This is a genomic window from Bdellovibrio bacteriovorus (genome assembly GCF_025558485.1).
Taxonomy (GTDB): Bacteria; Bdellovibrionota; Bdellovibrionia; order Bdellovibrionales; family Bdellovibrionaceae; genus Bdellovibrio; species Bdellovibrio bacteriovorus_G.
In genome coordinates this window covers 2,782,393-2,804,364 of record NZ_CP102930.1, presented here as the reverse complement: position 1 = coordinate 2,804,364, position 21,972 = coordinate 2,782,393, and the positions used below count along the sequence as shown (strand labels likewise).

Sequence of the window (21,972 nt, the reverse complement as noted above, 5' to 3'; positions counted from 1 at the left end):
GGCCAATATGAAAACCATCCTTGATTTCCACGATAAGAAAACTAAAAAACAAAAGATCTCCATGATCACCTGTTACGACTACTCTTTCGCGCGCATTCTGGCGGAAAGCGATGTGGACTGTCTGCTGGTCGGCGACTCTTTGGCGATGGTCATGCACGGGCACAAAACAACTCTGAATGCCTCGGTGGATATGATGGCACTGCATACAGAAGCCGTGGTTCGTGGCGCCGGAGAAAAGTTCGTTGTTGGCGATCTGCCCTTCCTAAGCTATCGCAAGGGACTGACTGCGAATATGAACTACGTTGAAAAAATCATGAAAGCCGGGGCGCACGCGGTCAAACTTGAAGGTGGCGCTGGCAATATCGAACTGGTTCGTCACCTTGTCGATTCCGGCGTGCCAGTGATGGCTCATCTGGGACTGACTCCGCAATCCGTAAATCAACTGGGCGGATTTAAAGTTCAGGGTCGCGATGAAAAGGCTCAAAAAGTCATCAAAGAACATGCTTTGCAATTGCAGGATGCCGGGGCTTTCTCTGTCGTGCTGGAATGCGTGCCTTCCAAGCTGGCGAAAGACATCACGGCTTCCCTTGAAATTCCCACCATTGGTATTGGCGCAGGACCTGACTGTGACGGACAAGTCCTTGTACTACAAGACATGCTGGGCATGAATCAGGGATTCAAACCGAAATTTGTAAAGACCTTCTTTAACGGATTCGATGCAATGAAGAATGCCTTTAACCAGTACCACAGGGAAGTCACTGATGGCTCCTTCCCAACTGAGAAAGAGAGCTACTCATGACCGTAGTTCTTAGATCTCCGCAGGAGTTTCACGCCTGGCGAAAGCAGCAAAAAGGCTCTGTGGGCTTTGTGCCCACGATGGGCGCTTTACATTCCGGGCATGAGGAACTGCTAAAGCAAGCCCGCAAGAACAATGATGTGGTGGTACTGTCCATCTTTGTGAACCCCACTCAGTTCAACGATACAAATGATCTGGATAAATATCCAAAAACATGGGAACAGGATCTGGCCATGGCAGAGGCCAACAACGTCGATGCCATTTTCTGCCCCCGCTACGATGACATGTACCCGGACAACTATCGCTATAAAGTTTCCGAAAACAGTTATTCCAATCTGCTCGATGGGGCGCACCGTCCGGGACATTTCGACGGGGTTTTGTCTGTCGTCATGAAACTATTTAATATCGTGGCCCCGACGCATGCCTATTTTGGAGAAAAGGACTTCCAGCAAATGACTCTGATTCAGGGTATGGTGGAAAGTTTCTTTATGGATCTGCAAATCGTGCCGGTTGCCACCGTTCGTGAAGAGGACGGCCTGGCAAAAAGTTCCCGCAATGTGCGCCTGACTTCGGCGGAACGTCTGAAGGCCCCGGCAATTTACAAGGCCATCAGTGAAAGCAAGACCGCTGAAGAGGCGGCTGAAAAACTCAATGCTCAAGGTTTTATCGTCGATTACGTAACGGATGTGGGAACCCGCCGCTTCGTTGCCGCCAGACTCGGGGATGTGAGGTTGATCGACAATGTCCAAATCTAAAGTTCTTTTTATGATGACGGGCTCTATCGCCTGTTACAAAGCCTGCCATGTGATTTCACGTCTTGTGCAAAACAACTGTGAAGTGCAGGTGGTGGCGTCGCCGTCAGCCTTGAAATTTGTTGGCAATGCCACTTTGGAAGGCCTGACCGGACGCCCTGTCGTTAGCGACATGTATGCCGCAGGCAACGTCATGGATCATATTCATCTGATGAGATGGGCAGATCTGATTCTGGTCGCACCGGCCACAGCCAATTTTCTGAATAAGGCTGCTCAGGGTGTGGGCGATGATCTGATTCAAACGCTGTTTCTGGCTCACGACTTTAAAAAGCCTTTCCTGATTGCTCCGGCCATGAACACCAGCATGTACCTGCACCCTGTGACACAGAAGTCCCTGACGGCTTTAAAAGAGATGGGGTTGCAAATTCTGGACACCGCTTCGGGTATTCTTGCTTGCGGGGAAGAAGGCTGGGGAAAACTGCTGGAGCCGGATTTGATTCTGAAGCTCACACTGGAAGCTCTTCATCAAAAGCCTGCAGCCGATGAACCCAAAGCTTCTGCGGCACCGAAGTCCTCTGCTCTTTCCAAGGTCAAAGTTCTGGTCACAGCCGGAGGCACTCAGGAACCTATCGACACCGTGCGCGTGATCAGCAATCTCAGCTCTGGCCGTACTGGCATTGCTTTGGCTGAATACATGACAGAGATGGGTTTTGACGTGACGCTGTTGCAGGCGCACGGCTCGCCGAAATCTGAACACGTTGGCCGCCGAGACCTTTTTGTCAGCTTCGCCACTTTGGATGAAAAGATAAAGCACTATCTTTCCACTGAAAGTTTCACACATGTGATTCATGCCGCCGCTGTCAGTGATTATTCCGTGGACACGATCGAGGTCAACGGACAGCAGTACAAGCCGTTTGAGGTGAAAAAAGTCAGCTCTGACGCGGACTCAATGCAGATCCATCTGAAGCGCAATCACAAGATCGTGGATCGCCTGAAGGATTATTCATTGAATAAGGACCTGAAGGTGATCGCCTTCAAACTGACCAGTCATGCCAGTCCCGAACAAAGAACGGCTGCTGTGGAAAAGCTTTTTGCCAATTCCAAGGCGGACTTTGTGGTTCACAATGACCTTAGTGAAATTGATATTGTTAAACGCACTCACAAGTTCACCCTGTACAATCATCAGGGATATGTCGCCTGCGACAATCTGGATCAACTGACCAGCGAACTGATTCGTGTTCTTATGCCAAAGGATAGTTTATGATTTTGTGTCTTGATGTGGGTAACACCCAAATCTATGCCGGACTTTTTGAACAGGACAAAATGGTCCTTTCGTTCCGCAAGAACTCCAAAAGCGGAGCTTCTTCAGATGAAACCGGCATCTTCCTGCGCACAGCCATTCGTGAAAACGGCTTTGATCCGGCTAAAATCAAGCAGATCGCGATCTGTAGTGTGGTTCCCGAAGTGATCTATTCTCTTCGCGGTGCCTGCATGAAGTATTTCAATATCAATCCGTTCATCCTGCAAGCCGGGGTTAAAACCGGTTTAAAGATTAAGTACCGTAACCCTCTGGAGGTCGGTGCAGACCGCATTGCCAACTCCATCGCAGCCACTCATCTGTACCCTGGAAAAAATCTGATTCTGGTGGATCTGGGCACCGCCACCACCTTCTGTGCCGTCACCAAGGAAAAGGACTATCTGGGTGGTTCCATTGTCGCCGGTCTGCGCCTTTGTATGGAGGCCCTGGAAAGCAAAACCGCCAAGCTGCCTTCTGTGGAAATTGTTTCCATGCACGAGGCACTGGGCCGATCCACGATCGAAAGCATTCAATCCGGTCTGTACTATGGCCACTTAGGGACCATCAAGGAACTGACGGAAAGAATCACCAAAGAATGTTTCCAGGGTGAAAAACCGATGGTCGTCGGTACTGGCGGCTTCTCGTATTTATTTGAAAAAGAAAAAGTTTTTGATGAAATTGTCCCTGACCTTGTGCTCAAGGGCATGCTGATCGCGCTTCAACATAACGCTTAAGGAATACTTATGAACATCTCAATGCTTAGAACCAAAATCCACCGTGCTACTGTGACTGGCGCTGATCTGAACTACGAAGGCTCTGTGAGTATCTGTCCGGATCTGATCAAAGCTTCAGGTTTACTGATTAACGAACGCGTGGATATCTACAATTGCAACAACGGTGCGCGCTTTTCAACCTACGTGATCAAAGGCAAAAAAGGCGAAATCTGCCTGAACGGAGCCGCCGCCCGCCATGTGCAAAAAGGCGATCTGGTGATCATCTGCTCTTACTGTGGAATGAGCCTTGAAGAAGGCAAGAAACACGAGCCCACTGTGGTTTTCGTCAACGGCAAAAACAAAGCTGTCGAAAAACGCAAAGAAGACCGCAAGAACAACAAATAGTATGGGTATCACGCTTTTACAATTGCAATCCGGCCACAAGGCCTTTGGTTCCAAAGTTCTTTTTGACGACGCCACGTTTGCCATCAACGAGGGTGAACATGTCGGCGTGATTGGTCCAAACGGCGCCGGCAAGTCCACACTTTTTAAAATTCTGGTCGATCAGGAACATCTTGATGAAGGACTGGTCACCAAGTCCCAACAACTGCGTCTGGGCTATCTGGAGCAGGAATCCGACTGGAACGTGGATCAAAAGGTGGAAGAATATCTGGAAAAGAACTGCCTTAAGCCCCTGTGGGAACTGAAGCAGTTCGGCCTGAAACTGGGACTGACCGAGGCGCACTTTCAATCCCACCTGAAACAGCTTAGTGGCGGCTATCGCATGCGCGTGAAGCTTTTATTCCTGATCGGACAGGAACCCAATCTGTTGTTGCTGGATGAACCGACGAACTTTTTGGATCTGGAAACCCTGCTGGTTCTGGAAAATTTTCTTCAGGAATTTAAGGGCGCATTTTTGTTAATCTCGCACGACCGCGAATTCCTTCGCCGTGTGACGGACCATATTTTGGAAGTGGAATCCGGCGATATTGTGAAATTCCCGGGCAGTCTGGATGACTACTTTGAACAAAAACAAATGCTGAATGAGATTTTGCAGAAACAAATCCTCAGCCAGCAGGCCAAACGTAAATCCATCATGGACTTTGTCACCCGCTTTGGCGCCAAGGCCACCAAAGCCCGTCAGGCACAAAGCCGACTAAAAGCTCTGGAAAAAATGGAAGTCATCGAAATGAAGGCGGCCCCAACCCACTCCCACATCCATATTCCTCCGGCCGTGCCGACAGGAAAGATGATTCTGGAAGTGGAACACGTCGATTGCGGTTACGGTGAAAAAGTAATCTTGAAGGATGTCTCTGTCCGCCTAGAGCGTGGAAATCACTTAGGTATTGTTGGACTCAATGGCGCCGGCAAGTCCACCTTGTTGAAGTCACTGGGGGAACAAATCCCCTTGGTCAATGGCTCTATCAAATGGGGGCATCAGGTCAGCTTTTCGTACTTTGCCCAGCACACGCCTGAGGCTTTGAATCCGGAACATTCTGTGTTGGAGGCCATGGCCTCTGCCGCACATAAGGAAGTCACGCAGCAGGATGTTCTGAACATCGCCGGAAGTTTATTGTTCTCTGGTGATAATGTTCACAAGAAAGTCAAAGTTCTTTCCGGTGGAGAAAAATCCCGCGTGGCCTTAGGACAGATTCTTTTGCAAAAATCCCCGCTGCTGTTGCTGGATGAACCAACGAATCATCTGGATTTTGACACTGTGGAGGCTTTGACCACGGCACTTGAAAGATATGAAGGCACCATCATCACAGTCAGTCACGACCGCGGCTTTATTGGACGTGTGGCCAACAAGATTCTGGAAGTAAATAACGGTAAACTGACTTTATATCCCGGCACTTACGACGAATATGTTTGGAGCTTGCAGAAAGGCTTCCTGGCCGAGCGTCAGGAAGAGGCTTTTAACCCGTCTCAAAGGGTTATTTCCGCAAAAGAGACAGAAAGTCCGAAATTCAACTACAAAGAAGAGCGTAAACGCATCGAAACGCAGATCAAGAGGGCCCAGAAGCTGATTGAGGACTGCGACAAGAAGATTGCCGATCTGACCAAAAAAAGAGATTCTTTAAATGAAACTTTGATGACGGCAGCCGGAGATAAAGCTGCAGGTCTGTCGAAAGAACTGCACGAGATCAGCGGCGCCATTGACGATCTGGAATCAACAATGTTGCAGGCCATGGAAGATCAGCAGAATTTTGAAGTCGAGCTGAAGGGCTTGATCGGTTAATTAAGGAGTTTGTTTTGAAACCAGTTTCCAAAATCATTTTTGTTGTTTTGATGCTGCAACTAGCAGGCTGTGCCAGCTACTTTAAGAAAAAAAGCTGCGAAGAGATCAACTGGTTTGAACACGGACAAAAAGTGGCCATGCGCGGTCAATGGCTGAATGCGGACACCACTTTAAACGAATGCCGCAAGGTCGAAGCAGACATTCAGGAATCCCAATTGGACCGTGGCTTTAAAAGCGGTGTGGAAAAATACTGCGTCGGTACCAACACTTATATACTGGGAAAAGGTGGTGATCTGTTTTCCCGTGATCTTTGTGAGGGGCCACAAATCAACGTGTTGATTTCCGAGCATCAAAAAGGCATCCGTGACTATTGCGCCAAATCCAACGGTTTTACGGCCGGGACTTCCGGAAAGCGCTATCAGAATGTCTGCCCGAAAGATCTTGAATCCGGTTTCCTGCCAGAATATCGCAAAGGCCGCCGCAAGTATGTGCAGTCTTTGATCGACAGCAAAGACAAACAGGTTCGCAGCATTGATATGGACATTGCAGCCAAAAGAAATTCTTTATCTTTTGCCAAGGGATCTTTGCACATGCTGGAATCCCAGAAAAACAATCTGGAATCTCAAAAGAATGCCGCTGTAAGTGCGAAACAACCTTATCTGGTGACACATTTCAGTGCCCAAATTCAGTCCGTGGACACAGATCTGTCCATGAAACGTTCGGAAGTGTCCAATCTGGAGGGCGATCTTAGAAATCTGGAATCCAGTCGCGATAAATTAAATCAGGAAATTAACAGTTATCGTGAAGAACTTCCCAGTCTGGAACATCCCTAGTTTGGAACACGGAACCATTCAATCGCGTCAACGTAGGCCTTCGGTTGATAGGCGTTGGCCTGCTCGCTCCAATGAACCTCACGCCAGCCAAGGCTTTTAAAGGATGTGCTTTCCACATCGCGTTTTTGAATGAATTCAAAAACGTTGGAAACCTGTTCCAGCTCGGTCTTTTTCATTAGCAATGATGGCAGATGGAACTGAACAAAAGCTGTTCCTTTGTTTTCCGCACCAAAACCTTCTGCGCCTTCTTTCAGATAGCGGCTGTAATGAATTTCTTTATCCAGATCGCAGTGATCCACAACCAGCAGCTTTTCAGTTTCGTCGGCATAATCCATCACATAGCTGAAGTTATAACCACCGCACTTTTCAACAATAGTGCGCGTGGATCTGATTTCACCAAAGGATTTTACCGGAATCGGATATTTGGACGGAAGCATCCAAAGATTTTCATCATCGCGCAGGGCAATTTGAACTTTTGGCTGAGCTTTGGCGATCTTCATAAAATGTTTTAAGACCGCCGATTTTTCCGTCAGATCACCATGTGCGATAAAAAGAATATCAAATGAGGCCTCGGCAAAAGCATCCTGAAAACCATTGCTGTGCAATTCATTGGTGAAGTTGGCAACAAAGACACGATGACTTTCCGAATCCTTGATCGCTTTCGTCTTGGAAACAAACATGTTCACATTTTTAATGGCTTCGGCCGCCTTCAGCAAGGTCGTGGTTCTTTCACCCACGAAAGCACCACCCACAATCGGCAGGGGCTCAGAATGCTCCGAACGCAACAAGGTTGGAATCATGCGATAGAAGTCAAAGCGTTCTTTCATGGAAAGACCACGGTAAGCATTCACCCAACTGGTCACCAATAACGGGCGCAGACTCATCTCCACCACTTGATCAGCCAAAATCTCGGTGGCTTCCTCTTTATCCTGACACAAACCAAAGTGTTCGGACTGCTTCCATGAAGAATCGCAATAGGCAGGAACGGACTTCAACACATAGGGCCACTTTACTTTGCGCAAAGCTGTCTTCAGATGAGTGTTTGGATCTCCAATATCCAGATCCCCCAAATCCAAATAGACCAGGAAGTCGGTAAAGACCTCTTCCATCAAAGCCTGCTGGGCAAAGAAGCCGTCGTTGCGCTCTCGATACCAGACTTTTGCCAGTGCTTTTTCCAAATGCCCCGGAGCAGCCAAAAGCTTTTCACCAATAAAGATATGATGACCGCGAACCTTAAACAGATAAGGACGGTCCTCCATAATGGTCAGCTGCACTTTTCTTTCAAAGGACTCGATGCTTTCCAACAGACGTTCAGTTTTCTGAATTCGATAGGTCAGATCCCGGCTTTGTTCGCTAAAGTATGTACTAAACGGAGTTTCCTTGTTCACGGCACAGCGATAGACTGTGTCCGTGCCCTTCACTCCCAGTCTGTCGATTCTTTCGACAACCTTGGATTCAATACAGAGCGGCCTTCTTGTCATCTGCACGACAAAAAGGCTAAGTAGGCCAAAACACAGGAAACTAAGGGTGGTCAACCAACGAGCAAGCATAGCAATCCGTACAGATTGCAAAGGCTGGGCCTCCGCTTTAGATCAACGACTGACATTCCTACCGTTCAATTCTATACGTGAACTGACCTCCACCGCCTGTAGAAATCTTTCATCATGCGAGACCACCAAAAGGGCTCCCCGATAATCCAACAAAGCGGTTTCCAAAACCTGCAAACTGTCCAGATCCAGATTGTTTGTGGGCTCGTCCAGAATCAGAAACTGTGCTGCCGGGTCTGACAGAAAGATCTTCGCCAAGGCCGCTTTCAATTTTTCGCCACCGCTAAGATCACGTACCTGCCGGTGCACCATCTCGCGCATAAACTGAAAACGCGCCAGTTGGTTGCGCACCTGAACCGGATCACGCTGTCCTTGTTCCAGAATATTTTCCAGCACAGACAATTCAGGATTTAACAGTGAATACTGCTGATCTAATAAACGCACCTGCACTTCGCCCAACCGACAAGTCCCTTCGCTGAAGCACACGGGCATCTGTCCCAACAAAGCTTTTATCAGGGAGCTCTTACCAGCACCATTTCGCCCAGACAAAGCCCAGCGCTGAGGCCCACGCATCGTCACAGTCAAAGGTTCCGACCAAAGGAAATTTTGATTTTCATAGCGCAGATTGAAATCCTGTAACTCGAAAATCAGTTTTCCCTCTGGAACGGCCGATGCCGTCAAGTCCAGCCCCAGACGGGTTTCAGATTTTTGACTCTGAATCAGACCCCCCAGTTCCTCTTTGGATTTTTCCACACGCTTTTCCTCACGCGCCTGAATCTTTCCGTGAGTTTCCTGAGCCCGTCGCTTCAGGCCTCCGACGATAATGCGCGGCAATCCACCTTTATCCGCCAGCGCCTGTCCAACGCGCATGCGCTTTTCCTGCGTGCGAAGCTTTTCCTGATGTTCTCTTTCCACCTTCTTTTTTTCGCGGCGGACGCGGTCTATTCTGTCCGCCAGCAGCTCACGCTCTGCGGATTTTTGTTCTTCATATTCCGAATAGGGTCCACCATAACTTTGCAACCCCTGGCTGGAAAGCTCCCAAATTCCGTCCACTTCCTCCAACAGCTCGCGGTCATGGCTGATCACCAACAAGGCGCCGGAATACCGACGGACAAAATCGCGAATCAACACCCGTGCTTCACGATCCAGATTGTTTGTTGGTTCATCCAAAATCAGAAGCCCCGCACCTTGAGATAACGTTTCAGCAATCCGCACACGTGTCCATTCGCCGCCACTGAGCTCTGTCACAGGTCGCTCCAACGGCACATCCTGCAGCAATGGCCCCCACAAAGCGGAATCCGCCAGCGGACTTTCCCACAAAGCCATCAGATACTCTGCCACCGTGCCTGATGGGCGGTCCTGTAATTGCGCCAGATACAGAACCTTGTGGTCCACCAGCAGATCCCCACTGGCAGGCCTTAAAATACCGGCGATAATTTTTGCCAGCGTGCTTTTACCCACCCCATTGGGGCCGACCAAAGCACAGCGACGGAAATTCCACGTAAATGAAATATCTGAAAAAAGCATTTCCCCACGAGGAAGCTCGTAGCTCAGGGACTTTGCAGTCACCTGAAATAATTGATTTTGCATATTAAAATATCCGTCCGTAGCCCTGAATGGGCCTAAGAATGTTCTTAGAAAAGGAGTAAAACGACGGATTAATTTCTCATAGACGTCGGGTTTAGCGCCCGACTTTCATAGACTACTACAAGTTTGTTGAAGTCACAAGCCCCCGAACCAAAGCCCCGAATATTGACTTAAGAAAGATTTATGAGAAGTTCATAGTGCTTGAAGATATTGATTTTCTGCCTCTTTTTATCATTTGTTTTGCACTTGCTGGCCCTGGGGACCTTAAGTCTTTCTACACCTTCTTCTCAGACTGAGATTGGCGAAGTGGTGGATCTGACCGTTGTCAGTCCAGCAGCGGCTCTTGCACCTGCAAGCAAAAGTCCGCCAACAAAAATCATTTCTGCGCAAGCCCCCGCGGCACCTTCAGCATCGGCCCCATCTGCCGACAGCCAGACAGAACAAACTTCCACAGCAGATTCTGCCGCTGCTGGATCAGAAAACTTCGGTGATGATTCCACCCCGGTTGTGGGCTGGAGCGAAATCACCCACCTTCCCAAAGTAAAACACGAAGTAAAAGCGCAGTATCCCGCCGAGGCAAAAAAAGCCGGGATCGATGGCCCGGTTCTGCTTGAAATCCTGATAGACCGCGAAGGCCAAGTGCGACAAGTCACGGTGATCAGCGGTCCCGGCCATGGTTTGAATGAATCCGCCGTGGCAGCACTAAAGAGCTTTGAATTTCAACCAGCTTTCAAAGGCAAGGAATCAGTTGCCGTTAAGATCCGTTACACCTATAGATTTAAGTTGGAAGTCAATTAAGTCTGTACGTCTAAAGGATACAACGTGAAATACTCTGTTCTTCTTGCCAGCCTGCTTATGACGGCTGTGGCCTCTGCCCAGGAATCCATTCCCAGTTTTGAAACCGTGGTTGAGGATGTTGTTTTTAACACCTCCGACAAAGTCATTATCGACGAAAAGACCATTAAAGAATCCCGTGCGCCAAATATCACCAGCTTGCTGTCCAGTCAGGCCAACGTCACTGTTGTCAGTACGGCTTTCCAACCCAACTCCATTTTTATCCGCGGCGGGGATTCCAGCCATGTGATGATCATCGTTGATGGTGTGCCTTTTTATGACGCCTCCACCATCCAGAGGACCTTCAATCTGAACTCTCTGGATATTAAATCCGTTCGTCGTATTGAAATCATCAAAGGCGGCCAAACAGTTCTTTACGGAGGACAGGCTCTAAGTGGCGTGATCAAGATCGACACCATTCCCCAGGAATTTAAAACCAAAACCGGCCTGCAGGTTCAGGCCGGAACTCAAAACTTCCGTGATGTGACTGCCGTCCACACAGAAGCGCTGGATGAAACCCATGCCTTCCTGATGCGCGGGCATGGTTCATGGAAAGACTCCAGATCACCCGTCGAGGATTCTGACAAAAGCTATGCGCAAAATAACTGGAACGGGGATGCCGCTTACGCATGGAAAGGATCTGTTGAAGGCCACGTGAAAGGCAGCTTCCTTCAGGATCTGAATAATTCCCCGGGCTCAGACCGCGCCTCCAACAGAATTTATGATACGGAAGGTTTTGAAACCTACACCCGTCAGTCTGCCGCATCCACTCATCTGAAGTTTAATGACATTGCGTGGGAACCACGCCTGGCCTTGAGCATGCAGAACAGCTTGCGCAAATACGACTGGCCTGCAACGACTCCGCCGGACGTGAATAATCCCACCGGCACAGAACAACGCTATGGCGCCAACCTGAAAACAGCGCGCGTGGACTTCACTCCACACAAAAGTGAACAGCTGTCCGTCAACGGGGGCTTAAGCTATATCTATGAAGACTTCGTTTACAGAAACAAAGGGACCGAAACCGTCAACAAGTTCAGCGAACAAAGAGGTCTGTTCCTAAAAACTGACTATACTTGGACACCGGGCTTTTCTTTGGCCGTCGGAGGCCGTCTGGAAAACTGGGACGACCAGGATCCGGTTTCCACTTATCAACTGGGTTTGACTCTGTTTGAAAAAACCAAATTGGAAGTCGCTTCCGGATATAAGATTCCATCTTTGTTCCAGCTCTTCTCATCTTATGGAAATCCGGATTTGAAAACAGAAAAGGCCATCCAGTACAGCCTGATGCAGGAATGGGCTATCTCCGAACAACAGAATCTGTCTGTGACCTTGTTCTATGCAGAGTTCACCGACTTGTTGCAGATCACAGGCACCTTCCCGACAATGAAATACAATAACGTTTCCAAATCCAAAACTCGTGGTGTGGACGTGACTTACACTCTACGCCCGGTTGAAAATGGAACCTTGATTGCCACCTATGGCTATCAGGAACCTCGCGACGTGGACAACGATCGTTGGCTGTTGCGTCGTCCATTGGTGAACGGAAGTTTGAAGTACCTTCACGCTCTGGACAAACACACAGGCTCCATCGAATTTATCGGTGCTGGCACTCGCACGGACACGGGCTTCCAATCTGCACCTACTGTAAATCCGGGTTATGTGATCACCAACGCGGCTTACTCCTACGCGTGGACTCCGGATCGCACGGTGTTCACACGCCTGAATAATTTGACCAACAATCGTTATCAAGAGACCTACAGTTACCTTGCAGACGGCTTCAACGCCTCTGTCGGTGCAGAGTTCTGGTTCTAGACCTAAGAACAGCGCAAGGGGTTCCCACATCCCTTGCGAACTTCCCGGAACAGGACCAAAACGTCAATTGACACAAACTGGTCTTACTTATCAGAGTGTTTTTCATTTACATTGAATCAATGAGATCCATTTTACTTGGGGCATTGGTATTCTCTCTCCACTCGGTTTGTGGTGCCGCTTCTGATACAGAAGCCGTTATGCCTATTGGCGCTCTTCCAAAAAATTCTTCCGTCACATTGAAGCCCGTGAATGAAAATACCCGCTACGTCAGCCCTCAATACGAAGGTGGCAGTGGTTTTTTGAAGAAAGTGGAAAACAACAGCCTTTATCAGGTCACTGAAATCAAAGGCACCGATGATTCCTCGGACAGCGCCGATCTTCAGGCTCTGGCGAAAAATTCAAGTTTAGTGGTTCAACAGGCAGACCTTACCACCGAATCCGCAACCTGTTCCGGTTCAGGCTCAACCACCAATTGCACCCTGAACACGGACGTTCCCGCTTACAAGACCGGCAGCTTCAATCTGATTGAATGGTTCCTGGGGCTGTTCGGTCTTGGCTCGCAAAAGTCCACGCCTCCTGTCAGCAAAGGAGTCGAGGTCAACGAGTCCGTCGCCATGGCCGATGCCATGACTGAAAAGATTGAGAAAACAAATAAAATGCTCAATCCAAAAAATGCAGAAAACTGTGATGAGAAAAACTTCCCCACAGCTCTGCAAAACGACAAGACTTTAAACTGCGGTCTGAAGCAAGCGTTGGAGGCTTTAAAGAAGAACAAAGACAAAGTTAAAAACGACGTCTTTATCTTCAACGACTTCTCCAACGGTGGCGTCATGGGAAAGATGTGGATTCTGAATGCCGACGGCTCTGTGGCTTCAGTACTGGATAAAAATCCTCTATGGGTTTCCCGTGGTGAAGGCGGCTTCGGTAACGGCAAAGGATCCTTGAAAACTCCCAATGGAGCCATCATGACAAAGGCCTACAATCCTCCGCGGGGTGGCAACATCCGCGATGGCATCGAGCTTGTGGGGCTGGAACCTGAAAATCAGGACATTCACAGTCGCGGCGTTTTGCTGCATGGCTGGGACCCTTATACACCGACACAAGGCTGTCTGGGAGTTGCTGGAACTCTGGACACCAGATCTCGTGGCAGAACCACACTGGGTGCTGCGCCCCCGTATCTGGATCAGCTGAAAAAAGGCGTCCTGAAGGATGGCGGCACCATGATCTATAATTTCACACCATCCAAAGTGAAGTCCTGTCAGGGCTCGTAAGCTGAGTCTCATACTGAGACATTTCCTCCACACTTAAACAAACGTTCATTTTCTTTTGCTTAGGCCTCAAAGGGTACGCTTAGTGCAATTACCCCTTGGCAAGAGATATGAAAAAAAACCGGTTCTCAACTTTATTAGTGATTTCAAGCTTCCTTGCCCTGATCGGGGCGGTGGCGGGCTGCTATTTCGATGCCGGTTTTGGTCACATGCTACAAAATGTACAGGCCAGCCCTTCCCCGGTTTCTCTGGAGCATAAAGAGGCCGCCGAGTTGTTTATTCAACTCAGTGAAAAGCATAATTTCTTTGCTGCCCGCTATAAAGGCTGCCATATCGAACGCAATGAAGTGCTGTGCAAGAGCTTCTATAAAGACAAAAGTGCTTCTGCGAAGAATAAAGACCTGCGCCTGAAGGCCGCGGATATTTCAAAGCTGGTTCGCCAGAAAAAATGGAATAAAATCACCAACACCAGCGCCACAGAAGGCATCAGAGCCATCGCGCGCCTTAGCCCGAAAGAACGCCAGCAGCTTTCCGAACAAATCACCAAAAAATCTGTCTGCGTGTCACCCCATGTGATTGCCGCTCTGGCCTTCAAGCTGGAGGAAAAGCTTCCAAACCAGAAAGTCCTGAATGAAACCCGCGCACTTTATTCCCGAGCGATGGACTGCGGTTCCGATCAGGAAATCAGCGAGCTTGGCCTGTATCGTGGAGGATTGCTGGAAGTCTGGCAAAATCAACCGGAAGCCGCGACCCGTTTCCTAAGAAAACTTTCTGATGTTTCCAAGGATGTCTCGCTGACTTCGCGCGCTCAGTTCTGGATCAATCACAGTGAGCGCGAACAGGGGAATGATGTTTCTGAAGGCGCAATGGAAGACCACTTTACCAATTTCCCGCTGAGCTATCATATTCTGACCGACTATGCGACGATGGAGGACGGACCTTATCAGAAGGTTTCCGAGCTTCGCGATCAACGCATACAAACACGAAGTTCTTTTGAAGATTTAAATGGCGCCATTCAACTGGTTGAACACTTCCTTGAACAACAAAAGGATGTGCTGGCGAAAAGAACACTGGAATTTATCGACTATGCAGAGCTGGCAGATGCTGAACCAGGGTTTCAGCTTTATGTGGCAACCCTTCTGGCGAAGTTTGAAGACATGAATCATCAGCGCTTCATGGTGCTAAGTCGTCTGTTCCAAAGACATCCAGAATATAAAACCCTGAAGAATCTTTCTTATTATTACCCGCTGGCATTTTCAGATCTGGTGATGAAACATCACCGCGATCAGGACCCATTCCTGCTGATTTCCCTGATGAGACAGGAAAGTTCTTTCAATCCCAATACCAAGAGCCCCGTGGGGGCTGCAGGACTGATGCAGTTAATGCCAGGCACAGCAAGCGATCTGCGCCGTCGTCCGGTTTCAGATAAAGAGCTTTTGGACCCGGCCACAAACATCCAACTGGGGGCACGTTATTTTGCTGCCTTGGTGAAAGAGTATAAGAATGATCACATGAAGGCACTGGCGTCCTACAATGCCGGTTCTGGAAATGTCAGAAAGTGGATGAAACGCTATCCGGTGGATAATCCCCTTTTATTTGTGGATCTGATTCCGTTTGATGAAACCCGTGAATATGTCGCCGGGATTTTAAGAAATCAGTACTGGTACTCGAAGCTTTATCCAGAGCTGGTTCTGCCAACTGAAATCGCCGGTCAGGTCTCTGCCCGAAGAGACAAATAAAAAAGGCACCCGATGGGTGCCTTTTCATTCAAGAAAAAATTCAGAACTTAACGGGCTTCAACAGAAGTGACTGTCAAACCATCCTGTCCCATTTCCAGATGCAGATACAAACGGAATGCACCTGTTGTACGATAACCCATGCTGGTGGATTCTCCACCCTCAGTGGAATACATAACATGACTTCTTAAAGACACATCCAGTTGCAGAACCAAACGGCCATCGCGCTTCAGTTGCTCCTGTTGTTGTGAGGTCATGAAATCCACAGAACGTACGTCAATAGCCACGTTCTTATCCAGTGGCATCAAACGATATGTTTGCCAGTTGGTATCCACCAGCAGAACTTCCGGAGCAGTCCCTTGAACAGAATAAACTTTGTCATCCAAACCAACCACCGTGTAGTTCAGGAATTGTTCGGAAGAAATGCTCTGCCAACCTTGATTCGTGCATTTCACAAAGTTAGGGCTCATGAAAATACGAGTCATGCCGTCGCCAAGATCCTGAGCCTGAACACCATCAAGGAAGAAACCTTTATTGTTCAAATCTTGATTGGCTTGGCAGTGTACAGACATGCCATCGAAAACTTTGCGTGTTTCAACTGCGTCAGCAAAAGCCCAACCTGCAGACAAAACAAGAGACAGGAATAAACTCGCAGAAACTTTAAACATAAACCCTCCGAAATTTTGATTGGCTTCTTCTACACCAAATCAGGGCAGATCGGGCAAGAAAAATCCAAAATTTTTACTCCCCCGTTTCGAGGGAAACACCGCGCCCTGTCCAGTTTTCCTGTGGCTCGCCACTAAAGACTTCAAAGATCCCTTTTCCCACCTTAAAGTTGTTGCTATATGGAACTTTTGGAAGCCAACCAGTACGTCCTATCTCTGATTAAAAGCCATCTGGCCGATATTCAAACCCGCAATCCGCAATTTTCGTTAAGATCCTTCGCCAAGAAGGTCGGCGTCAGCGCGTCCACCCTGTCCCAGGCGCTGCACGGCAAAAGGGTTATGAATAAATCCACCGTAAAAAAAGTTCTTACAGAGATTGCCCCTCAGGATGCCAAAGCCTGGGATTGTCTTGAGGCGTTCAAGGACTTCTACCCGGCCACAAAGACCCTACCGCAGGAAATCCTTTCTCAGCGTATTCCTGAAGATGAACTAATGTTCTTTAAAAAGTGGTACCATCTGGCCATGGTCACCTTCTTTGATTCAGCTCACTATGATGGAAGCGTGCAAAGCATTGCAGATTACTTTGGAATCTCTTTCACCGAAGCTCAGGAAGCTGTGGATCGCCTGAAAAGGTTAGGCATCGTTCAGGAACATCAGGAACGCCTGCGCAACACCGCTCAGTTCTATTTCACAGATCGCTCCCGTCTGGCAGAAAGTATTCACACCAGTAAAACGGAAGCATTAAAAAACGCTGTGCAAGTTCTGGAAAGCAACAAAGCCAAGGACACTTCTGATTTCAGCATGATGTTCACCGTGTTTGATCCAAGCCTGGTGCCGGAAGCCATTGAGTATATCGACAAAATGAAAAAAGGCTTCGCAAAAAGGTTCAAAGGCAAAGGCGATAAAAGCGCCGTTTATCAGCTCTCCATTCAACTGATGCCGTGCGGGGGCACACCCGCAAAGCTCAATACCTTGGAATAGATAAATAGTTTATAGTTTACAAAAATCCCCCGACGTCCTTATTCTTTCCCAAGGAGGACGATGGTGAGATTTATTGCTTTTATTCTGCTGGCGATGGCATGCGCTTCACCTGTGATGGCTGACTGGCGCGTGGGACTGCAAATTGGGTACAGCCCAAACTATCTGGTTAAGCTTTCCGGAACAGGTGTCAGCGGCGGAATGCCTTATTCTGCAAATTATGATCTGGAATACCAAAGCGCTGTCGAACTCGGTATTAATCTCTGGGATACCAGCCCACACGCCTGGGGTGTGATCTCCGGATTCCACTATGGCGCCGAACGTTCTGTCAGCAAAGCCACTATCAACGGAACCTCTGTTCCGGTTTCTTCAGATGCCTCCAAATATCAAACGCATTTCCTGTACGTGGGGGCTCACTATCGCTGGGAATCCTTCTATATTCCTATTGCAATAACCTATGGAATAACCAAGTTCACCACCGCCATGGGGGCCCAGTCTTTAGAGGTCAAAAATGGCATCGGCGCACTTCTGGGGCTGGGTTGGTTCTTTACAGATAATTTTGCCATTGAATACATCGGCAGATCCGCTGGCACGGAACTCAATGTCAGTACGGCTTCCTCCAAAGAAACCAGCAAGGGGATGATCAGCTCGGCACTGCTAAATCTGAAACTGTTCTTCTAGACCTTGGGCTGTCAACTCCGGGAATACGTTGTCCGATAAGGATACAATAGGAGTTTCTATGCGCAGCTCAATCTTTATCTCTCTGACAATTCTGTTGGCATCCAGCATAGCCACAGCCCGTTCTTTCACGCTGGCAAAGGGGTCAGGATATTCCGTAGAGCCTCTATACGGCTATGAGACAGTTTATCGCTCTTATCCTAAAGGCCATCTTGCCACCCGCACCATGTACGGTCTGCGCCTGACAGCGGGACAGGATATTCTTTCTGCCGAAGCAGAATACACACGCGCCTCGGACACTGAAACCTATTCCACTGCGCCGGAAAAAATCTATCATCAGGACGACAAATACAAACTGGGCATTCGTTCCACTTATCGCTTTAACAATTACTTCTTTTCAACCGGTCGCTTAGGCGCCCAGGCCACCCAGGGAAAAGAGGAAACAACTTCCGGTGGCGTGGTCACCACCAAGGATAAAGATCTGAAGTATGATCCCTATGCAGGTATCAATCTGGGTATTCGTTTGGGGGTGTTTTCTTTGAATGCCGGAACGACCATGGTGTTTAAGGACTACTCTGACATGTCCAAGAATGAATTCCAGCACACTCTGTCTTTCGGAGTGGGCTACTAAGAAAAAAGCCAGGGTTTTAAACCTTGGCTTGAACTTTTCCCAGCGGCTTTAACTTGCCAACTTTCCCCACCTTCGAAGGAAGCGGATGCTGAATTTTTTCGGCCATCCACGGATTGATCTCTATCAGCTTATCCAGATTCAAACCCGTCTTCACGCCCATACCATGGAACATGTACACGACATCTTCTGTCGCCACATTACCCGTGGCGCCCGGAGCATAGGGGCATCCGCCCAAACCGCCCAGACTGGTGTCAAAAACTGTGATGCCCACCTTGAACGCGGCAAGAATATTCGCCAAAGCCTGCCCGCGAGTGTCATGGAAATGACCTGCCAGTTTTTTCGCCGGGACGACTTTTTTCAACTTGCGGAAAAGTGATTCCACCTGCCCCACATCAGCCACACCAATGGTGTCGCCAATGGAAAGCTCATAAACGCCCAGCTTGTGCATACGTTGCGCAAGCTTTACCACTTTGGCCTCAGAAACCTTGCCCTCAAACGGACAGCCAAAGCATGTGGACAGATAACCGCGAACTTTGATTTTGTGCTTTTTCGCCAAAGCCATCACCGGCTCAAAACGTTTGAAGCTTTCATCAATCGAACAGTTGATATTTTTTAAAGAGAAAGATTCTGAACAAGCCGCGAAGATGGCGACTTCTTTCACTCCACTGGCGATGGCATCCATCATGCCACGCTCGTTGGGAACCAAAACAGAGAATTCTGTTTTCTTGGGAACTGCCCCGGACTTCACCAGCGCAAAGGCCTTTTGCACAACTTCCGCTGTCCCCGCCATCTGCGGAACCCAGGTCGGGGAAACAAACGCGCCGATTTCAACACGCTTTGTTCCCGCCACAATCAATCGTCTTGCGAATTCCGCCCGAGTATCGGCATCCAGAACAGTTTTTTCGTTCTGCAAACCATCTCTTAATCCCATTTCCACAATAACAACTGACTTTTTCATAGAGCTTACTTATCGGATACTGGTTTAATTTTCACAAGAGCTTTACCCAAAGCCACCTGTTCACCCACAGCACAGTTGATGCTGTCGATGGTGCCGGCAATCTCTGCCTTTAAAGTGTACTCCATTTTCATGGCTTCCATCACCAGAACCGGCTGCCCTGGCTCAATGGCCGCGCCCACGGCCACAAGAAGCTTGGTCACTTTCCCCGGCATAGGTGCCATCACCTGATCCGAGGATCCTCCCGCACCACCTTTTTTACGGGACTTTCGTCCGGTGGAGGTCTCTTGAGTGAAAACCCGGCCATTATAGTGAACCCACAAAGTGCCCTGAATCAGTTGGGCTTGCGCCTTGTGATCAACGCCGTCGATACGCACTTTCACTTCCATTAGATACCTCTCCAGTAAGATGCCCAAGGGGATGAGGATGTTGTGGCAACAGCATTCACCCCGCCACGCAACTGCAAAAGGGCCCCGGCAGCCACTGTTTTTTCGATGTCTGTCAATGCCGGCTCTTTCAAGGATTCACTGAAATAAGTTTCAATAAATCGGGTCGTCATTGTGCCCATGACAAATTCTTTGTGTGAAAGAATTTCGATCAAATACGGAATGTTCGTATGAACACCAAACACCACAGAATCCTTCAACACGCGGATCATTTTTTGAATTGCACGCGAACGGTTTTCGTCCCAGACAATCACTTTTGCGATCATCGGATCATAGAAAGGTGTGATCGTGTCGTTCGCATCAAAACCGTATTCATAACGACGGCCCGGGCCCTCCGGCCACTGCACATGGCCCAGAAGACCTGTGGACGGGACGCCCCCCAGGTATGGGTTTTCAGCATAGATACGACATTCGATAGAATGACCACGAGGAACTCGAATCTGTTTTGCATCGTGAACGTAATCCCCTTGCGCTGTCAGGATCTGCATTTTAACCAGATCCACACCCAGAACTTCTTCTGTCACCGGGTGTTCAACCTGCAAACGGGTGTTCACTTCCAGAAGATAAAATTCCCCGTCCTGCAAAAGGAACTCAACAGTTCCCGCCCCTTTGTATTTACCCAAGGTGGCAATCGCACATGCAGCTTCGCCCATGCGACGGCGCAATTCATCCGTCAAAGATGGGGACGTGGCTTCTTCGATGATCTTTTGGTGACGGCGCTGAACCGAACATTCACGGTCAAAGAAATGCTGAACATTTCCCGTGCTATCGCCAAAGACCTGGAATTCGATGTGTTTGGCACGATCCAGATATTTTTCCAAAAACACTTTCGGCGAACCAAAAGCCGACTGCGCCTCGCGCTGTGCGGATTCAATCAGTTCGTGTGCCTCGGCAGAGGACTTCAAAAGCTTCATCCCACGGCCACCACCACCAGCGGCGGCTTTTACGATCACCGGATAGCCGATCTTTTCAGCTTGGACGATCAAATGAGCCACGTCCTGGTTTTCGCCCTGATATCCCGGCACCAGCGGAAGACCCGCCTGCTTTGCCAGTTCCTTGCAATGAACCTTGTCACCCAAAGAACGAATCGCTTCTGGCGACGGACCGATAAAGGTCAAACCAGCCTTACCAACGGCCTCTGCAAAATCCGCGTTTTCAGACAGGAAACCAAAACCCGGATGAATCGCCTGTGCGCCGCCAGCCAAAGCTCCATTAATGTTGGCTTCGATATTCAGATAACTTTCGGCAGTGGGTGCCGGACCAATGCAGATGGTCTTTGTCGCCATTCTGTAAGCACGGGAATTGATGTCGGCTTCAGAGTGCAAAAGAACGGTTTCAATCCCCATTTCTTCGCAGGCCTTGATAATACGAACAGCCACTTCACCACGGTTGGCAATGGCAATACGAGTGAATTTTTTCATTAGGAAAGTCTCCATGCAGGTTCGCGTTTTTCAAGGAAGGATTTCAATCCCTCCTGCCCCTCGGGGCTTGCGCGACGTTCAGCGATCACAGTCGTCGTACGACTGCGCTGATCAGCCCAGCTTAAAGTGTCCAGATCATTTAAAAGTTTTTTGGTCTCACGAACAGCTTCCGGTCCGCACTGCATATAGTTATGCAAAACTTTCTGCAAAACAGTATGACCTTCACCCGCCACCACCACTTCAGTCACAAGACCGGCCTGGTGAGCCACATGAGCGTTAAACACCACCCCGGAAAGCATCAAAGGACGAACCTTTCCGGCCACAGCTTTTTTATTAACAAAAGCACTGATCACCGCGGGGGCAATCCCCAGCTTCACCTCACTAAAGCAGAACTGCGTATTGTCTTCAGCAATCACCTCATCACAAACCGCGACAAGCCCCAAAGCGCCGCCAAAGGCCGCACCGTGAATCATACCAATCACCGGCAGACTGCACTGGGCGATGGCTTCAAACATGCCGTAAAGTTTCAAAGAATCCTCACGGTTCTGGTCGAAAGAAAAATTCACCATCTCTTTCATCCAGTTCAAGTCCGCCCCGGCACAGAAGACTTTGCCTTCGCCTTGCAGAACCACTGCACGCAGATCCTTGCGAACCTCCAAATCCGTAAAGATCTGAGTCAGCTCCGCAATCATCTCGGGGTTGAAAGAGTTCCGAACTTCAGGCCTATGAAGCTTTACGTAGGCCACCTGATTCATTTCTGTGACAACAACAAAAGACATAA

The 21,972-nt window shown here is 48.9% G+C and carries 21 protein-coding genes; 14 read left to right on the top strand and 7 right to left on the bottom strand.

Translation table 11 applies throughout. The annotated features are described in order from the left end of the window. Nucleotides 1-7: 7 nt before the first annotated feature. From panB to EZJ49_RS13725, 7 genes are read left to right on the top strand one after another with little or no spacing between them, the layout of a single operon-like run. Nucleotides 8-799: a 3-methyl-2-oxobutanoate hydroxymethyltransferase gene (gene panB / locus EZJ49_RS13755; RefSeq protein ID WP_262552769.1), complete on the top strand. Its 792-nt coding sequence runs from the start codon at nucleotides 8-10 to the stop codon at nucleotides 797-799. After that, nucleotides 796-1,551 (top strand): pantoate--beta-alanine ligase, encoded by a 756-nt coding sequence (gene panC / locus EZJ49_RS13750; protein ID WP_262552768.1) that lies wholly within the window; start codon nucleotides 796-798, stop codon nucleotides 1,549-1,551. The genes panB and panC overlap by 4 nt, the downstream gene beginning before the upstream one ends. Further along, on the top strand, nucleotides 1,538-2,812 hold the full coding sequence (gene coaBC, locus EZJ49_RS13745; RefSeq protein WP_262552767.1) for a bifunctional phosphopantothenoylcysteine decarboxylase/phosphopantothenate--cysteine ligase CoaBC: 1,275 nt from the start codon (nucleotides 1,538-1,540) through the stop codon (nucleotides 2,810-2,812). The genes panC and coaBC overlap by 14 nt, the downstream gene beginning before the upstream one ends. After that, nucleotides 2,809-3,579 (top strand): type III pantothenate kinase, encoded by a 771-nt coding sequence (locus EZJ49_RS13740; protein WP_262552766.1) that lies wholly within the window; start codon nucleotides 2,809-2,811, stop codon nucleotides 3,577-3,579. The genes coaBC and EZJ49_RS13740 overlap by 4 nt, the downstream gene beginning before the upstream one ends. A 9-nt stretch (nucleotides 3,580-3,588) precedes the next feature. Continuing rightward, nucleotides 3,589-3,963: an aspartate 1-decarboxylase gene (gene panD / locus EZJ49_RS13735; protein ID WP_262552765.1), complete on the top strand. Its 375-nt coding sequence runs from the start codon at nucleotides 3,589-3,591 to the stop codon at nucleotides 3,961-3,963. Nucleotide 3,964: 1 nt separating this feature from the next. Next, nucleotides 3,965-5,797: an ATP-binding cassette domain-containing protein gene (locus EZJ49_RS13730; RefSeq protein WP_262552764.1), complete on the top strand. Its 1,833-nt coding sequence runs from the start codon at nucleotides 3,965-3,967 to the stop codon at nucleotides 5,795-5,797. A 14-nt stretch (nucleotides 5,798-5,811) separates the two neighbouring features. Continuing rightward, nucleotides 5,812-6,630 carry a DUF2799 domain-containing protein gene (locus tag EZJ49_RS13725; RefSeq protein WP_262552763.1) on the top strand — a complete coding sequence of 273 codons (819 nt, stop codon included), beginning with the start codon at nucleotides 5,812-5,814 and terminating at the stop codon, nucleotides 6,628-6,630. Here the strand turns inward: EZJ49_RS13725 and EZJ49_RS13720 are convergent. Together EZJ49_RS13720 and EZJ49_RS13715 are read right to left on the bottom strand one after the other, a co-directional pair. Beyond that, nucleotides 6,627-8,111 (bottom strand): hypothetical protein, encoded by a 1,485-nt coding sequence (locus EZJ49_RS13720; RefSeq protein ID WP_262552762.1) that lies wholly within the window; start codon nucleotides 8,109-8,111, stop codon nucleotides 6,627-6,629. The two genes, EZJ49_RS13725 and EZJ49_RS13720, sit on opposite strands and share 4 nt — an antisense overlap. Nucleotides 8,112-8,222: 111 nt before the next feature. Then, entirely contained in the window at nucleotides 8,223-9,767 is a 1,545-nt protein-coding gene (locus EZJ49_RS13715) for an ABC-F family ATP-binding cassette domain-containing protein (RefSeq protein ID WP_262552761.1), read from the bottom strand. Between the two features lie 198 nt (nucleotides 9,768-9,965). Here EZJ49_RS13715 and EZJ49_RS13710 point away from each other — a divergent pair, with 198 nt between their 5' ends. The 4 genes from EZJ49_RS13710 (at nucleotide 9,966) to EZJ49_RS13695 (ending at nucleotide 15,420) form a co-directional block, all read left to right on the top strand. Beyond that, complete coding sequence (locus tag EZJ49_RS13710) at nucleotides 9,966-10,562, top strand: energy transducer TonB (RefSeq protein ID WP_262552760.1); 597 nt, start codon at nucleotides 9,966-9,968, stop codon at nucleotides 10,560-10,562. 24 nt (nucleotides 10,563-10,586) lie between these two features. Continuing rightward, entirely contained in the window at nucleotides 10,587-12,413 is a 1,827-nt protein-coding gene (locus EZJ49_RS13705) for a TonB-dependent receptor plug domain-containing protein (protein WP_262552759.1), read from the top strand. Between the two features lie 197 nt (nucleotides 12,414-12,610). Continuing rightward, entirely contained in the window at nucleotides 12,611-13,684 is a 1,074-nt protein-coding gene (locus tag EZJ49_RS13700; protein ID WP_262552758.1) for a hypothetical protein, read from the top strand. Between the two features lie 107 nt (nucleotides 13,685-13,791). Next, nucleotides 13,792-15,420, top strand: a complete 1,629-nt coding sequence (locus EZJ49_RS13695) for a lytic transglycosylase domain-containing protein (protein WP_262552757.1) — start codon at nucleotides 13,792-13,794, stop codon at nucleotides 15,418-15,420. Nucleotides 15,421-15,467: 47 nt separating this feature from the next. Here the strand turns inward: EZJ49_RS13695 and EZJ49_RS13690 are convergent, their stop codons facing one another. Then, nucleotides 15,468-16,085, bottom strand: coding sequence for a hypothetical protein (locus tag EZJ49_RS13690; protein ID WP_262552756.1), 618 nt, complete (start codon nucleotides 16,083-16,085; stop codon nucleotides 15,468-15,470). 177 nt (nucleotides 16,086-16,262) lie between these two features. On the opposite strand from EZJ49_RS13690, the gene EZJ49_RS13685 reads away from it, so the two are divergent. The 3 genes from EZJ49_RS13685 to EZJ49_RS13675 all read left to right on the top strand — a co-directional run bounded on the left by EZJ49_RS13685 (nucleotide 16,263) and on the right by EZJ49_RS13675 (nucleotide 18,369). Next, complete coding sequence (locus EZJ49_RS13685; RefSeq protein WP_262552755.1) at nucleotides 16,263-17,063, top strand: TIGR02147 family protein; 801 nt, start codon at nucleotides 16,263-16,265, stop codon at nucleotides 17,061-17,063. Between the two features lie 63 nt (nucleotides 17,064-17,126). Then, the gene (locus EZJ49_RS13680; RefSeq protein ID WP_410468739.1) at nucleotides 17,127-17,741 is read left to right on the top strand and encodes a hypothetical protein; all 615 of its coding nucleotides are present in this window, start codon (nucleotides 17,127-17,129) and stop codon (nucleotides 17,739-17,741) included. Between the two features lie 58 nt (nucleotides 17,742-17,799). Then, nucleotides 17,800-18,369, top strand: a complete 570-nt coding sequence (locus EZJ49_RS13675; protein WP_262552753.1) for a porin family protein — start codon at nucleotides 17,800-17,802, stop codon at nucleotides 18,367-18,369. A gap of 16 nt (nucleotides 18,370-18,385) precedes the next feature. Here EZJ49_RS13675 and EZJ49_RS13670 read toward each other — a convergent pair whose 3' ends face one another. The 4 genes from EZJ49_RS13670 to EZJ49_RS13655 are packed head-to-tail and all read right to left on the bottom strand — an operon-like array spanning nucleotide 18,386 to nucleotide 21,970. Next, a complete protein-coding gene (locus EZJ49_RS13670) occupies nucleotides 18,386-19,327 on the bottom strand; it encodes a hydroxymethylglutaryl-CoA lyase (protein ID WP_262552752.1) in 942 nt (313 codons plus the stop codon). Between the two features lie 5 nt (nucleotides 19,328-19,332). Beyond that, nucleotides 19,333-19,713, bottom strand: coding sequence for an acetyl-CoA carboxylase biotin carboxyl carrier protein subunit (locus EZJ49_RS13665; protein WP_262552751.1), 381 nt, complete (start codon nucleotides 19,711-19,713; stop codon nucleotides 19,333-19,335). Continuing rightward, on the bottom strand, nucleotides 19,713-21,191 hold the full coding sequence (locus tag EZJ49_RS13660) for an acetyl/propionyl/methylcrotonyl-CoA carboxylase subunit alpha (RefSeq protein WP_262552750.1): 1,479 nt from the start codon (nucleotides 21,189-21,191) through the stop codon (nucleotides 19,713-19,715). The genes EZJ49_RS13665 and EZJ49_RS13660 overlap by 1 nt, the downstream gene beginning before the upstream one ends. Continuing rightward, nucleotides 21,191-21,970: an enoyl-CoA hydratase-related protein gene (locus EZJ49_RS13655; RefSeq protein ID WP_262552749.1), complete on the bottom strand. Its 780-nt coding sequence runs from the start codon at nucleotides 21,968-21,970 to the stop codon at nucleotides 21,191-21,193. The genes EZJ49_RS13660 and EZJ49_RS13655 overlap by 1 nt, the downstream gene beginning before the upstream one ends. Nucleotides 21,971-21,972 lie beyond the last annotated feature (2 nt).

What these genes read in the sequence shown, in the direction of transcription:
- panD (WP_262552765.1), top strand. Translation starts at nt 3,589, where the DNA reads ATGAACATCTCAATGCTTAGAACCAAAATCCACCGTGCTACTGTGACT.
- EZJ49_RS13730 (WP_262552764.1), top strand. Translation starts at nt 3,965, where the DNA reads ATGGGTATCACGCTTTTACAATTGCAATCCGGCCACAAGGCCTTTGGT.
- EZJ49_RS13700 (WP_262552758.1), top strand. Translation starts at nt 12,611, where the DNA reads ATGCCTATTGGCGCTCTTCCAAAAAATTCTTCCGTCACATTGAAGCCC.
- EZJ49_RS13675 (WP_262552753.1), top strand. Translation starts at nt 17,800, where the DNA reads ATGCGCAGCTCAATCTTTATCTCTCTGACAATTCTGTTGGCATCCAGC.
- EZJ49_RS13665 (WP_262552751.1), bottom strand. Translation starts at nt 19,713, where the DNA reads ATGGAAGTGAAAGTGCGTATCGACGGCGTTGATCACAAGGCGCAAGCC.
- coaBC (WP_262552767.1), top strand. Translation starts at nt 1,538, where the DNA reads ATGTCCAAATCTAAAGTTCTTTTTATGATGACGGGCTCTATCGCCTGT.
- EZJ49_RS13720 (WP_262552762.1), bottom strand. Translation starts at nt 8,111, where the DNA reads ATGACAAGAAGGCCGCTCTGTATTGAATCCAAGGTTGTCGAAAGAATC.
- EZJ49_RS13740 (WP_262552766.1), top strand. Translation starts at nt 2,809, where the DNA reads ATGATTTTGTGTCTTGATGTGGGTAACACCCAAATCTATGCCGGACTT.
- EZJ49_RS13690 (WP_262552756.1), bottom strand. Translation starts at nt 16,085, where the DNA reads ATGTTTAAAGTTTCTGCGAGTTTATTCCTGTCTCTTGTTTTGTCTGCA.
- EZJ49_RS13670 (WP_262552752.1), bottom strand. Translation starts at nt 19,327, where the DNA reads ATGAAAAAGTCAGTTGTTATTGTGGAAATGGGATTAAGAGATGGTTTG.
- EZJ49_RS13695 (WP_262552757.1), top strand. Translation starts at nt 13,792, where the DNA reads ATGAAAAAAAACCGGTTCTCAACTTTATTAGTGATTTCAAGCTTCCTT.
- EZJ49_RS13660 (WP_262552750.1), bottom strand. Translation starts at nt 21,191, where the DNA reads ATGAAAAAATTCACTCGTATTGCCATTGCCAACCGTGGTGAAGTGGCT.
- EZJ49_RS13685 (WP_262552755.1), top strand. Translation starts at nt 16,263, where the DNA reads ATGGAACTTTTGGAAGCCAACCAGTACGTCCTATCTCTGATTAAAAGC.
- EZJ49_RS13715 (WP_262552761.1), bottom strand. Translation starts at nt 9,767, where the DNA reads ATGCAAAATCAATTATTTCAGGTGACTGCAAAGTCCCTGAGCTACGAG.
- panB (WP_262552769.1), top strand. Translation starts at nt 8, where the DNA reads ATGAAAACCATCCTTGATTTCCACGATAAGAAAACTAAAAAACAAAAG.
- panC (WP_262552768.1), top strand. Translation starts at nt 796, where the DNA reads ATGACCGTAGTTCTTAGATCTCCGCAGGAGTTTCACGCCTGGCGAAAG.
- EZJ49_RS13655 (WP_262552749.1), bottom strand. Translation starts at nt 21,970, where the DNA reads ATGTCTTTTGTTGTTGTCACAGAAATGAATCAGGTGGCCTACGTAAAG.